The following is a 12,627-nucleotide window of genomic DNA, read 5'->3' on the forward strand; positions in this document are numbered from 1 at the left end:
GTTCACCTGTTGTACGAGCCCTCACGGACCCAACTGAACCCACGTTCCACCACCGGAAACGAATTCGGATCCACCTTGGTGCACCAGGCGTGGATGCGGTGCCCGGCGTAGTCGTCGGCGTCGATGACCAACCGGTTCGGGCCCGGCCACCAATATGTCAGGCGCACCCGCACCGGCGTCTCCTTGAAGGTACCCACCTCGACGTAGTGGTTCAGGTCGATGAAATGCCGGCCCGGGTCGATGGTGCCGCCGTACTCCTCGAACGAATCGTCCATGTGCTGGATGGTCAGCCTCACGGGATCGACCATGCTGAACGATCGGTCGAAAATCACTCGGCGCCACTGTAATTCATCGGTCAGGAGCGGATCACGCCGGTAGCCTTCGGCGGAGAAACCGTCGACCTGATAGATGCCGTACAACTCCGGGACCGGTCTGGCCCATTGCCGCCAGTTCTGCACGGCGATGACGCCGAGCAGGTTCGCGCCGAGAATCAACTGGGCCACCAGCGCAATCCGGTTGGCCCGCCGGGCGGCGAACAGCTGCGGTGTACGCGCCGCAGGGACCGCCTGATCGGAGAAGAACGCCGCAGCCAGCCGCGCGGCATACGGAGCCAGCAGGAACAGGCTCATCAGCAGCAGCATCGACGAGACCGTCTTGAGTCGGATGTCGTAGGTCATGTTGAGCAGGAAGACCTGCGTCATGTCGACTGCACATAGGAGCGCTCCCGCCGGCACCGCCCGCGGGATGAGCAGTAGCACACCGGCAAGCAGTTCAGCCGAGCCGAGCGCAATCTGGTACGGCTGGGAGATGCTCACCTGCGTCCACAGCACGCCTTGCGGGCTGAAATTGCCGAACGGCTCGACCAGGCGGTTCAGGACGAATGGCATCTGTGTCGGGATGGCCTTGGCCATCCCGAAATAGAACATCGCGGCGGCCAGCACGAGCCGCAAGTACAGCGACATCCAGGCCCACATCCGCGGATACCCGCCGCGACGGCGGTCCAGCACCGACCACAGCAGCGTGGCCACCGTCGACACCACCACCATGAGAAACAGAGCGGTCCACTGGAAGGCGCTGTCACTGCCCACCTGCGTACTCTCGACCCGCAGCCCCAGAATGTGCGACGCCGTCCACTCGATGGGCGGGCGCAGCGTCGCGAGCAGCCCCGACACCGACGACCACGGCAGCCTGATCCCCACCCCAGCCAGCAGGATCGGGGTCAACCCCAGCAGGCAGGCCAGGCCGAACAGGCCGAAGTAGCAGGATCCGAACCGGAAGCCGATCCGCGTCGCAAGCGGCCAGCGAACATCGCCTGCATCTGTGTCCGTCACGACGCCCCTCCCCGTCAACCACACCCCGTCATCACGGTATCGGCCCCCGCAGACCCAGCAACCGCCAACTGACACCTCGGGGTCCTGTCCCCAAATTGCCCCGGCTCCCTCTAGCATCGGCGAGATGAACGGATTGAAGATCCGACGCCTCGCCGTCGTCGCAGCGGTCACCGCACTGGCCCTGGCCGGGTGTTCGGGCGGCGAGCGGGAAACCCCGTCGGCCGGGGGTAACGCCGAGGTGGGCACCACGAACGACATGAATCCGCAGGATGTGGCGAACCTGCGCCAGGGCGGCAACCTTCGCCTGGCACTGACCGAGTTCCCGCCGAACTTCAACCCGCTGCACCTCGACGGCAACACCGGCGACGTCGGCGCGCTCACCAGATCCACGATGCCCCGCGCCTTCGTGATCGCGGCCGACGGGTCGGCGAGCGTGAACACCAACTACTTCACCAATGTCGAACTGACCGGCACCAACCCGCAGGTTGTCACCTACACGATCAATCCCAAGGCGGTGTGGACCGACGGCACCCCGATCACCTGGGAGGACATCAAGTCCCAGACCGAGGCCAACAGCGGCAAGGACCCGGCGTTCGTCATCGCCGCGCCCAACGGCTTCGAGCGGGTAGCCTCGGTGACCCGCGGCGTGGACGACCGCCAGGCCGTGATGACCTTCGCCAAGCCCTACGCCGACTGGCAGGGCATGTTCGCCGGCAACGGCAGCCTGCTGCCCAAGAGCATGACCGCCACCCCCGAGGCCTTCAACAAGGCTCAACTCACCCAGCCCGGGCCGTCGGCGGGCCCGTTCGTGGTGTCCAACATCGACCGGGGCGCACAGCGGATCACGTTGAGCCGCAACCCGAAATGGTGGGGTCCCCCTCCCGTGTTGGACACCATCACCTACCTGGTGCTCGATGACGCCGCCCGCATCCCGGCGCTGCAGAACAACACCATCGACGCAACCGGTACCGTGTCGCTGGATGAACTGACCATCGCCCGCAAGACCGCGGGCATCAGCATCCGACGGGCGCCGTCGGCCAGCTGGTACCACCTGACCTTCAACGGCGCACCCGGCTCGATCCTGGCCGATCCGGCCCTGCGCCGCGCGGTCGCCAAGGGCATCGACCGGCAGGCCATCGCCAACATCACCCAGCGGGGTCTCACCGACAATCCGGTGCCGCTGAACAACCACATCTACGTCGCGGGCCAGCAGGGTTATCAGGACAACGCGGCGTCGGTGGCCTTCGATCCCGAGAAAGCCAAGGCCGAACTCGACGCGCTGGGCTGGAAAGTGCCTGAGGGACGGCAGTTCCGGGAGAAGGACGGCAAGGAACTCGTCATCCGCAACGTGTTCTACGACGCGGGCAGCACCCGGCAGGTGGCCCAGATCGCGCAGAACATGCTCGGCCAGATCGGGGTGAACCTGAAGCTCGACACCAAGCCGGGCACGGGATTTTTCACCAACTACATCATCAAGGGCGACTTCGACATTGCCCAGTTTGCCTTCCTCGGCGACGCTTTCCCGTTGAGCTCGCTGACCCAGATCTACACGCAGGACGGCGCCAGTAACTTCGGCAGGATCGGCAGCCCTGAGGTCGACGCCAAGATCGAGCAGACGCTGGAAGAACTGGACCCGGTCAAGGCGCGCGCCCTGGCCAACGAGCTCGACCAGATGTTGTTCGCCGAGGTGTTCAGCCTCCCGCTGTTCCAATCACCCGGCAACGTGGCGGTGCGCAGCAACCTGGCCAATTTCGGGGCCCCGGGGCTGGCCGACACCGATTACACCAAGGTCGGCTTCCTCAAGTAGTTTCCGGGCACAGCCATTTGGCAGTGGGCAGCGCCGTCTCCACGACAGTGGCCACCGCGATCGCAGACACCGCCACCCGGATCACGGGACGTGCAGGCAGGGCGTCCAGCTCGGCGGCGGTGGCCGAAAGTTGTTCGGCCACACCGTCGCGCACCGCACGGATCACTGCGAACGCAGCACGCTCGCGGGTGTCGACGACACTGTGCACCACCGTCGGCATCCGAACCAACACGGATTCGGGGACCAGTGCCGCGATCCGCTCGGCCACAGCCGGCGGAGTGGTCAGATCCCGGCCACCGGACAGCACGACGGTGGGCCAGTGGAACTCCGGCAGCTCGGCGAGCAAGTCGAAGGGCTCGGCTTCGAACGGTTCGTAGAACTTCGCGCTGCCGATCATGTCGGCCATCTCCAGAGCCGGGTCCAGCGGCAGGCCGTCGGGCACGCCGGCGTAGTTCAACTCGCGAAACGCGATCCGCCCGACAAGATCTACCTCGTTGCGGTACGGCGCTTTTCGCGTCGAGAGCCGGCTCAGCCGGGCCAGACCCGACCACACCAGCGTGCGCCCGCGCAGCAGCAGATCGAGTTGGCGGTCCAGCAGTGCGGCACCGCCCAACCCATAGAGCAGGCCGGCCAGCTCTCCCCCTCTGGTGGCCAACGCCCCATCGGCCACCAGGCGGCGCACCTTGGGCGCCAGGCCGGCGGTCTCCGGGTCTGTGCCCTCCCACAGCAGCCCGCGAATGGCACTGCGCATGACTTCGATATCGGCGGTGGACAGCAGCGGAGAGTCGAGCACCATCGCCGCGATCCGGTCGGGATGCCGCACCCCGAACCCCGCGGCGATGTAGCTGCCGTACGACGTGCCGTAGAGCACCGCCTCGTGCACACCGGCGTCGTCGAGCACCGCGGCGATGTCATCCACCACCTGCTCGACGGTGATGGCCGCCGGAGGCAGATCCGCACCCCCATCGGTATGCCGCGACATCCCGATGCCCCGGTGCTCGATCATGATCACGTCGAACCCGGCCGCGGCCGCGCGCCTGCGCAGAGCGCGGTAGGGCTGGATCGATGCGACGCCGGGACCACCCGGGATGATCACCACCGGGTGCGCGGATTTGCGCCCGGCCCGTACGTAGAACAGGTCGAACTGCTCGTCGGAACCCGGACTGACCGGGCGTCGCACCGCCCGCACCCCCGGTAGCGCAGCCAGTTTGTCGTGCACCCGCCTGCGCTTGGCGTTCATCGTCATTGCGCTCCATTGTGCCGCGCAGCGCTCAGCTCAGATAGATGGCGAAGATCGCCCCGAACAGCACCACCAGCCACCCGTCGGTGGCGAGCTTGAGCCACGTCGGCGCGGTCCGGACCTCCATGAACTGCCGGATGATCAACCGAGACTTGATCAGCGTCAGCGCGAGCACCAGCGCGGTGATCGGCACACTGGCTCGGAGGGCATCCGAGTACTGGGCCGGCGCCAGCCACCAGGATCCGACGGTGATGGCGACCAGCAGTAGCCACGTCTGAGTCACGGCCTTGTCGGTCATGATCACCTCACCACGTACAGCAGGCCGAAGATGATCACCCAGAGCAGGTCGACCATGTGCCAGTAGACCGCGCCCGCCTCCACCACCGATGTCCGACGGCGGGCCGGATTGCGCAATTCCCGCACGATCACACCCAATGCGATGAGCCCGATCAGCACGTGGATCAGGTGTACACCCGTCAGCACGTAGTAGAACGAGTAGAACATCTCGGAGTTGGTGTGGCCGGCCCGGATCTTGACCACCCATTCATAACCCTTGCAGGCCATGAACATCACGCCGCCGACACCGCCGGCATAGGTGAGCCGGATCGCGGTCTCGGGGCGGCCGGCCCGAGCGGCCAGCACGGCCCGGGCCACCAACCAGGAACTGGTCAGCAGGATCACCGTGTTGACGACACCGATGGTGATGTCGAGATGCTGTTGAGCACGCAGGAATTCGTCCGGATGCATGGTCCGGTAGATCATGAAGACGATGAAGTAGCCACCGAAGATGACCAGATCACCGAGCACCATCACCCACATGTGGCCGTCGCCCGGCAGGCGTCCGGATGCGGCTCGCCGTTGCGAGTCAGACTGCGCCAGAACCGGATTACTCGTCATTGCGTCACTCATTCCAGTCCCGGCTCTTCTGCAGCCTCACGCATCGCGGCCTGCCGCAACAGCACGATCAGTGCCGAAAGCCAGACCGAGAACACCACCACTGCCCACCAGAACGCGATCGAGCCATTCCATGCGAACGGTCCCGACGAAAAGACGAACATCTGGGTGGCGATCACCTCGGTGATGATCTGCCAGATTGTCACGTACGCGAACCAGGCCGGGAACACGTTGTTCTTGTCGTAGAGGATGGCGATCGCCAACACCAGGTAGGCAGCCGTGAAACAGCCCAATGAGCCGTTGTACGAAAGCATTCCGAGGTCATAGAGCAAGCTGATCAGTTCCGGGTCACGGTCGGGCCGGAAGGCCGCGGTCAGAAAGCACACCGACACCAACAGAAACCCGGGCAGCGCGCCGACGCCCATGCCGCCGATGTAGCCGTAGGCGAACACCGACCCCACCGACATCCGTTTGATCTGATAGGCGACCAGTCCGTTGGTCATCGCCGCACCGCCCAGCAGGATCAGCAGCAGGCAGAAGCCGATCTTGATGGTCAGACCGTGTTCGGTGAAGAACGCCACCTTGTCGGCCGCGGTGACATCGGGCCGCGGTGGCGGTGTCACCCGGGTGAGGATGCAGATGATGACGCCGAAAGCTCCGTACCAGATCGGGAAGAACCAGGTCATCAACCGCACATCGGGCTTGCCCGGGGGCGCTTTTGTCATTGTCGTCATGCCGCAGTGCCCTCTACTACGCCCTCGTTGACGGCCTGGTTGAGCACCGCGCGACGCAGTACGAAGAACATCACGACGACGAAGACCGCGAAGGCACCGTTGCGCAACCAGAAGGCCAGCACGCCGTCCCAGGCCAGCGGCCCGGTGTGGAACACCGCCGCGCCCGCCGCCGGGATCATGGCCACTGCGGTGGCCAGCGAGTAATGCCCTACCCATCGGGGGAACACCGGGTCGGGCCCGTTGTCGAAGTAGACCGCGACTGCCAGCAGCGCGAACTGCGACACCACCATGCCCACCGGCGCGACGAACACGATCCAGGCCAGGTCGTTGAGCAGCAGGATCAGCTCGGGGTTGCGGTCCGGACGGAACGCGGCCACCAGGAAGAACACGTTGGACAGCGCGAAGATCGTGGCGCCGCTGACCGCCGCGGTGAGGTAGCAGTACGCGAACACATGGCTCTGGGTCTTCATACGCTTCATCTGGACGACGATCACCATGAAGAACGGCAGGATCAGGATCCCGCACAGGTTGAACGTCACCTGACTGAATCGGATCCAGGCGTTGTGATCGGCGTAGAACTCGGCGACCTGTTGTGCGTTCCAGGTCGGCGACATCGGCGGCCAGAAGCCGGGGAACGCCAGCAGCGCCACCAGCAGCACCGCGCCGACAACCGGCCCGGTCCACAGGCTCACCCACTGGGCCTTGATGTTCCCGGCTTCAGGCAGGTCTTGAACCTGCTCCAGGATCTGCACGCCAACCTCCAAAACTGACTTGAGTCAGAAGCACTTGTTGTCGAAACCGTAACGGCAGTCGGTACGAATTGAAAGAGTCAATACTGAGTGCAGTCAGTTTTTCGGTGTCGTAGCATCGGGCCGTGCGCACTGGACCACCACGCAGCCGCAAAGGCCTCCAGACGCGGGAACGGCTGCTGGGGGCCGCGATCTCCGAGTTCAAACGCGACGGTATGGCGGCGGCCGATACCGCCGCGATCGCGTCGGCCGCCGGTGTCGCCCACGGCACCTTTTTCTTCCACTTCCCCACCAAGGAACACATCCTGGTGGAGCTGGAACAACGCGAGCAGGTCCGCATGGCCACCGAACTCACCCGGTTCTTCGCCACACCGCACGATGTGCGGGCCACCCTGGCCGAATCCGTCCGCATGCTGGAGAAACTCGAACGGCGCCTTGGTCACCGTTTGTTCAAAGATTTTCTGGCCCTGCACTTTTCCACCACCCGGCCACCGTCAGAGGAGTGGGCCGGTCATGCCGTGATCGTCGCTGTGGTCGAGGAGTTGCAGCGGGCGCAGGAACGCAATGAGATCCCTGCCGACGTGGACGTGATGCACAACGGCGTGTCATTTCTGGTCGGGTTGTACGCGCTGCTGATCACCATCCCGGACGCGGCCGAAGTCCGGGCCCCGGTGATCGCCGAGTACCTGACCACGTATGTGTATGGCCTGCGGGCGGTCTAGGTGGCTTAGGTTCGGGCTGATCCAAACGCGTGCCCACCCATAGGCGATGCGGATACAACGGTGCCATGACGACCGTCGAGAACGTGACCCGTGTTTTGCCCGGTACGCCGGAGTGGGATGACCTGCTGGCCTCGATCGCCGCGGGCGCCAAGGACCGCGACCTCAACGACGAGAATCCCTTCGATCAGGTCGCCGCGCTCAAGCGCGCCGGGTTCGGCACCCTGCGCCTGCCCGAGTCCCTCGGTGGTGCCGGATTCACTGTGCCGCAGCTGTTCTCCGCGGTGATTGACGTGGCCAAGGCCGATCCCATCGTGGCCCACATCTTCCGGACCCACTTCTGGTTCACCGAGGAGCGGCTGCGCGGCGCCGACGATCCGGTGTCCAAGCGCTGGCTGGGCAAGATCGCCGAGGGAAAGATCTTCGGTAACGCGTTCAGCGAGAAGGGTTCCCTGGCCGTGGGCAGCCTGGTGTTCAACACCCGGCTGCTGGCCGATCCAGCCGGGTCAGGGTTCCGGCTGACCGGCGAGAAGTACTACAGCACCGGCACCTTGTTCTCGGACTATCTGACTGTCACCGCAACCACCGACCACGACTCAGTGGCCAACGTCCTGGTACCCACCGACCGGGAAGGAGTGCGGCTCGTCGACGATTGGGACGGATTCGGCCAGCGCCGCACCGGGACGGGTACCACGACATTCACCGACGTCGCCGTCGCCGCCGACGAGATACTCACCGACACACCGTATGACGCCGAACCGGTGCCGACCGTGCAATACGCCTCGCTCCAGTTGTTCATCCATGCGGTGGTCGCCGGCATCCTGGCCAATGTCGTCGACGACGGTGTGACGCTACTGCGCTCCCGCGAACGCAACTTCAGCCATGCCGTCACCGAGCGGCCGACCGACGATCCCCTGCTGCAACGCCAGCTCGGGGTTCTCGCCAGTACGGCCTATGTGGCGCGGGCCGCGGTCCTTGATGCAGCCGCGGCGATCGGAGCCGCGACCGATTCCGCGGTCGACGGGGTTCCCGATACTCGCCTCGCCGCGGAAGCGCAGCTCAAAGTCGCCAAGGTCAAAGTCCACCTCGACGACGTCGCCCCCGAAGCCGCCACCCGACTGCTGGAACTCGGAGGGGCCAGTGCCGCCTCCCGGCAGCGCAACCTGGACCGGCACTGGCGCAACATCCGCACGATCACGTTGCACAACCCGGTGGCCTACAAGGCACGGGTGATCGGCCAGAACCTGTTGCACGGCACGCCCGTTCCGGCCAACGCCTACTTCTGAGTGCGGGAGTGACGTCCCAGGCCTAGGGTCCACAGGAGAGGCGACCCCGGCGTCGAAAACGACGACACGTCCTGCGTCAGGCGCTCAGTTCGATGTGGTGTGCGCCGCCGACGCTCGCGTAGCGCTCCGGGCTGCAGGTCAACACGATGACCTGCCCATCCCCGCCGACAGCGTCGAACACCGCGCCCATCTTGGTCAACCGGGCCGGATCGGTGAAACCGAGCGCGTCGTCGATGATGACGGGCACGCTGTCCTCCTTGGCCACCATGGACGCACCGGCCAGCCGCGCGACGATCGCCAACTGCTCCTTGGCGCCGCCGGACAGCGATTCGTACGGGACCGTCCGCCCCGACAATGTGCGGGTCCGGATGTTGAGATCGCTGTCGACGTCGACCTCGAAATCCTCACCGAACACGAGCCGGCCCAGCCGCTGCACCTCGAGGCGGAACGGATCGGCGTAGCGCTGCCGGGTGGCATCACGGTGGCGCGCCATCACCGACCGCAGCGTCTCGGCCGCGCGAGCCCGGCGGTGCACCCGTAGATACTCGGCATGGGCATGTTCACGTTCGGTCTCGGCGGCATCCAGATGTCCCTTACGCCCCTGGGTGCCGTACACCTTGAGTTGAGCGGACACCTCCCGCAACCCCTCGACCGCCGTCTCGTGACGGGTGTCCAGCAGCGCGGCGCGGCGCGCCGCCTCGTCGAGCGCGGCCTTCACCGAATCCGGTTCGTTGGCCGACAATTCAGTACGGAGCGCGGCCACCCGGCCCGCGGAGGCACCGGCCTCCTCATCGGCGGCCTGGGCCTTGACGGCCAGCTCGTCGTCGCCGGTTTGCGCGCGCTGGACTTCCAACCGGCCGCCGGCCACCGTCATCTCCGCCTGGGCCGTGGTGAGCTTGTCGCGCAGCACACTGAGCCGGGTCGACTTCTCCGACAGCTTCTTGGCCGCGGCGGCCACCACCTTGCGGCTGGTCTCACTGTCGGCCACCGCCTGGCGGTGCGTTGCCACAGCGGTGTCGAGCTCGGTTCGGGCGGTGGCGGTGTCGGTGGGCCCGGCCAGCTCGAACAGCCCGGCCTCGTGGGGCTGGCCGGCCCGCAACTGCGTCAGCCGTGAGCGCAGATCCGCCAGATCGTCCTCACCGGTGAGCGCATCGACCGTGGCGCGCAACCGGTCCCGGCTACCGAGCAGTTCCCGGCGTCGGGCGTCGAGGACACGCGCGGCCTCCACATCGCCGACCCCGGCCGTGGCCAGCACGGCGGTCAGCGCGTTCTGCGCCTCGTCGAGACGGGCCTGTGTCTGCGCGGCGGGGGTGCCCGGCACCACGCGGACCGTGAGCACTCCGGGCACATCGATTTCGGTGTCTGCAGTGGTGTTGACCGACCAGGGTTGGCCTGCCTCCAGGGATACCTGCGCCTCATCCACCCGGACATCGCAGTCCGCGACGGCCACGAGTTCGATTCGCGCCGAGGCGAGTTCAGCCTGTCCCGCGGCACGTTCCACCGCCACCGCGGCGGTCTCGATGGTCCGCATCCCAGCATCGTCGAGGGTGATCTCAGCGAGTTCAGTCTTGATCCGGTCCAGATCCCGTACTCCGGCGTCGATCTTGCTCAGCCGGGTGGCCAGCCGGTCGGCCTCGTCGCGATCGGTCATGCGCGTCAGCGTGGTGCGGGCCGTCTCCACCCGGGCTTCATGTTCCTGCGCTGCCACCCGAGCCTGTTCGGCCGCTTCCTCGGCAGCCTCGTGAACCTCACGGGCCGTGGTGGTTTCACCCTCGGTCACGCCAAGGGCGGCCTGCAGCTCGGTGATGGTGGCGGCGCGCTCTTCGAGCTCGGCGCGCAGCCGTCGGCGTTCGATCAGCGCAGCGGCCGACGCGGCCTGGGCTACCCGGGCGGCCTCGGCGACCACCTCGGCCTCCTTGAGCCGCTGCAGCAGTGCGGCAACCTCATCGGCGGCCTTGCGGGCCGCGGCCAGGCCGGCCCGGGCCTGTTCGCGTTGACCGGCGACACCGGCGACCTCGACGGTGAGTTCGGCATGCCGGCGCACCGCGTCGTCGACCTCGGCCACTGCGGCAGCACACTGCGCCACCTCACCCTCGGCGGCCGCGAGCCGCTTGGTCACTGCCGCCCACTCGCCGGTCGGCCGACCGGTGGCGGTGAAGTAGCGCAGATACTCCGCGTCGATGCGCTCGATCAGCAGCGGCTCGTCCCCGGAGAGCGCGACCGCCTCGCCCGCGGCCACATCCAGTGCCCGGGCCAGTGCATCCGAGCCCGACAGGTCGACCGGTGCCGTCGAGCTCGACTGCAGCACCCGCTGGGCCTGCCACAGGTTGGTGTCCACCGTCTCGGCGAGCATGGCCAGCACCCGCTCATGAGCTTCGTCGCCGCTGAGCTGCTCGCGGACCGGCGCCAGCACCGTCAGCTGGGTCTCGGCGCGCTTGTGAAAGCGCTTGCGGTACATGAACCGGTAAGGGCCGGTGGAGATTTCGGCCATCACCTCGGCACCGACATCGGCGTGCGTCGGCTTGACCTGCTTGACTTCCTTCTTGCCCGAGCGATCTTTGGCCTCGAGCAGCAGGTCCAGCGCCTCGATCATCGACGACTTGCCGATCTCGTTGGCGCCGCTGACCACCACCACACCGTGATCGGGGAACTCGATCTCGCGGTGGGTGATGCCGCGGTAGTTGGTCAGGACCAGGCGGTGCAGTTTCATGCCGCACTCCCCCGCTCAACCAGGCGCAGCAGCAGCCCCAGTGCCGCCCGCGCGTCGTCAGCGCCGGCGCCGTCGGTGCGGGCGGTGGCCACCAACTCGTCCACCGCGGCCGCTGCGAACCCGCCGATTCCCAGGTCGTCGAACTCTCCGTCGGCGGGCAGGACCGCGATCTCGGTGTGCCGCTCCCATTGCGTCAGCGCGGCGAACAGCCGGGCGTAACGGTCCAGGCAGGCGTCGAGTGCGGCCTTGTCCGTCACCGTCAGCGAGCCCGACAGCGCCAGACGCACCACGGTGCGTTCCTTGTCCTCCAACAGATCCAGGTTCAGGTCCAGATCGGCCACGTCGCGGTCGGTGTCCACCTCACGGCGCAGCGTGACGAACCGCCAGCGGCCCACCCGCTCGGAGTCGACCCGGACGCCGCGGTGCGGATCGGTCTCGTCGATCTCGACCAGCAGCACGTGTCCCGGATCGGATTCGATGTCGTCGTAGTTCGTCACCTCCGGTGAGCCCGAGTACCAGACCCGGCCGGTCGACCCGACCTGGGTGCGGGAGTGCTTGTCCCCCAATGCCACATAGTGAACCGCACCGCGCGCCAGCGCGTCCTCGACGCCGGCCAGCCGGATCAGCGACGGCTTGTCCTTGTCCGGATCGAGGATGTCGACGCCGCCGTGGCCGACCACCACGCGGGTGACACCGTCGGCGGGCAGATCGGCCAGCACGTCCCCGATCAGATCCGAAGTCGGCGCCTTGGAGCGCCACGGCGCCGCCACGATTTCCAGCCCCGGCCGCACCTCGTGCACGCCCGCACGATCGAGGACCACGACGTTGTCCGGGCATTCGGCGGTGAACAGCGCACTGGTGTAGACCGACGCGGCATCGAGCGGGTCATGGTTGCCGGGCAGCAGATACACCGGCACGCCGATGGCCCGCATGGCCTCCAGCGACAGGCTGACCTCACGCGGGGCCAACTGGTTGTGCTCGAAGACGTCCCCGGACACCACGACGAACTCCGCACCCGCGGCCGCGGCCACGGGGCCCAGGGCCGCCACAGCCTCCCGGCGCGACGCCGAGTAGCGGGGCTGCGCCTCACCATTCAGGAAGTGACGGGTCATGCCGAGCTGCCAGTCGGCGGTATGCAGAAAACGCATCGGGCCCCG

General features: G+C 66.8%; 11 protein-coding genes. 3 read left to right on the forward strand and 8 right to left on the reverse strand.

The annotated features are described in order from the left end of the window. Window positions 1-2: 2 nt before the first annotated feature. The gene (locus tag ACZYZ7_RS26120; RefSeq protein WP_463742170.1) at window positions 3-1,331 is read right to left on the reverse strand and encodes a DoxX family protein; all 1,329 of its coding nucleotides are present in this window, start codon (window positions 1,329-1,331) and stop codon (window positions 3-5) included. 124 nt (window positions 1,332-1,455) lie between these two features. Between ACZYZ7_RS26120 and ACZYZ7_RS26125 the strand changes: the two genes are divergently transcribed. Further along, a complete protein-coding gene (locus tag ACZYZ7_RS26125) occupies window positions 1,456-3,138 on the forward strand; it encodes an ABC transporter family substrate-binding protein (protein WP_463742171.1) in 1,683 nt (560 codons plus the stop codon). On the opposite strand, the gene ACZYZ7_RS26130 is transcribed toward ACZYZ7_RS26125, so the two are convergent. Genes ACZYZ7_RS26130 through ACZYZ7_RS26150 form a run of 5 tightly spaced genes read right to left on the reverse strand, consistent with a single transcriptional unit; the run spans window position 3,131 to window position 6,758 of the window. Beyond that, entirely contained in the window at window positions 3,131-4,384 is a 1,254-nt protein-coding gene (locus tag ACZYZ7_RS26130; protein ID WP_450069807.1) for an alpha/beta fold hydrolase, read from the reverse strand. The two genes, ACZYZ7_RS26125 and ACZYZ7_RS26130, sit on opposite strands and share 8 nt — an antisense overlap. A gap of 25 nt (window positions 4,385-4,409) precedes the next feature. Further along, entirely contained in the window at window positions 4,410-4,676 is a 267-nt protein-coding gene (locus tag ACZYZ7_RS26135; protein ID WP_463742172.1) for a cytochrome C oxidase subunit IV family protein, read from the reverse strand. Window positions 4,677-4,678: 2 nt separating this feature from the next. After that, window positions 4,679-5,275, reverse strand: a complete 597-nt coding sequence (locus tag ACZYZ7_RS26140; protein ID WP_463742173.1) for a cytochrome c oxidase subunit 3 — start codon at window positions 5,273-5,275, stop codon at window positions 4,679-4,681. Window positions 5,276-5,283: 8 nt separating this feature from the next. After that, on the reverse strand, window positions 5,284-6,006 hold the full coding sequence (locus ACZYZ7_RS26145) for a hypothetical protein (protein ID WP_450069810.1): 723 nt from the start codon (window positions 6,004-6,006) through the stop codon (window positions 5,284-5,286). Then, window positions 6,003-6,758: a hypothetical protein gene (locus tag ACZYZ7_RS26150; RefSeq protein ID WP_450069811.1), complete on the reverse strand. Its 756-nt coding sequence runs from the start codon at window positions 6,756-6,758 to the stop codon at window positions 6,003-6,005. Before ACZYZ7_RS26150 ends, ACZYZ7_RS26145 begins: the two co-directional genes overlap by 4 nt. 122 nt (window positions 6,759-6,880) lie before the next feature. Between ACZYZ7_RS26150 and ACZYZ7_RS26155 the strand changes: the two genes are divergently transcribed. Together ACZYZ7_RS26155 and ACZYZ7_RS26160 are read left to right on the forward strand one after the other, a co-directional pair. Then, window positions 6,881-7,477 (forward strand): TetR family transcriptional regulator, encoded by a 597-nt coding sequence (locus ACZYZ7_RS26155; RefSeq protein WP_463742174.1) that lies wholly within the window; start codon window positions 6,881-6,883, stop codon window positions 7,475-7,477. 65 nt (window positions 7,478-7,542) lie between these two features. Further along, window positions 7,543-8,760 carry an acyl-CoA dehydrogenase family protein gene (locus tag ACZYZ7_RS26160; RefSeq protein ID WP_450069812.1) on the forward strand — a complete coding sequence of 406 codons (1,218 nt, stop codon included), beginning with the start codon at window positions 7,543-7,545 and terminating at the stop codon, window positions 8,758-8,760. Between the two features lie 76 nt (window positions 8,761-8,836). On the opposite strand, the gene ACZYZ7_RS26165 is transcribed toward ACZYZ7_RS26160, so the two are convergent. After that, window positions 8,837-11,470: an AAA family ATPase gene (locus tag ACZYZ7_RS26165; protein WP_463742175.1), complete on the reverse strand. Its 2,634-nt coding sequence runs from the start codon at window positions 11,468-11,470 to the stop codon at window positions 8,837-8,839. Then, on the reverse strand, window positions 11,467-12,618 hold the full coding sequence (locus tag ACZYZ7_RS26170) for a metallophosphoesterase family protein (RefSeq protein ID WP_463742176.1): 1,152 nt from the start codon (window positions 12,616-12,618) through the stop codon (window positions 11,467-11,469). Before ACZYZ7_RS26170 ends, ACZYZ7_RS26165 begins: the two co-directional genes overlap by 4 nt. Window positions 12,619-12,627: the final 9 nt, after the last annotated feature.

This window comes from Mycobacterium sp. IDUB_17 (genome assembly GCF_055419465.1).